The following is a 791-nucleotide window of genomic DNA, read 5'->3' on the forward strand; positions in this document are numbered from 1 at the left end:
AAAAGACCACAATGATGTGTGCTTCAACATCGCGCTGCTGCTGGCACCCAAGGTCAAGTGGCCCGCCGATATGGACCGGGAATCGAGGTCGGCGCCATGATCGATAGGTCGATGGAACTCGAGGTTCTCGATACTCAAACTATCAAGTTCGAAGTGCCTTATTGGCCGGACAGACACGATGAGTCCGGCGCAGCCCGGCTAATTTTGAAGGAAGATGATAGTTCTGGAGGTCCGAAGTGGTGAGTCGTATAAACAGACCACAACTCGTTCCTCCCTGCTCCGGGTGGCAAGAAGATCTGCCTCATCCTGATGAAGTGCCGATCGTAATGCCGGCTCTTGGATTCGATACACCCAACCATCGGGATGATGTCTTTCTTGAGCTGCCGCGTGCGTCGGCGTTAGTAAGAGGATGGCTAATCTGGCTCGGAATGGCTCAAGGCTTTCTGACGATAGATTCGTTTTGGAGCCTTTTATCAACTGATCGCACGCTCAGATTTGAAGAGTGGTTCATGTTCCTCTCTAGTGGTTTCGTTGGGGTTTGGTCGTTCCTGTTCTGTATGAAATTTGAATTGGCCCCACCCAGGGATCAGCCCCTCCGCTTCAACCGCGCCCGCCAACGCCTCTACGCCTACAACTTCAACTACCGCTGGTGGAACCCCTTCGAACGCTGGCGGGTTGAGCCGGTCGCCTACGACTGGTCACAGGTCCGCGCCGAGCGCTGGCTAAAGCGTGGTGCAACTTCGCATGGGGTCGTCATCAAGGGCGGCGTGCTGCTCTCAATCGTCAAGCCA

At 54.9% G+C, this 791-nt stretch carries 1 protein-coding gene; it reads left to right on the forward strand.

Annotated elements, in window-relative coordinates; genetic code table 11:
- Nucleotides 1-239: 239 nt before the first annotated feature.
- Nucleotides 240-791: DUF6708 domain-containing protein (locus tag DM374_RS33970; RefSeq protein WP_225422690.1), on the forward strand; the 552-nt coding region annotated here is incomplete at its 3' end.

This window comes from Pseudomonas huaxiensis (genome assembly GCF_003231275.1).
Lineage (GTDB): Bacteria > Pseudomonadota > Gammaproteobacteria > Pseudomonadales > Pseudomonadaceae > Aquipseudomonas > Aquipseudomonas huaxiensis.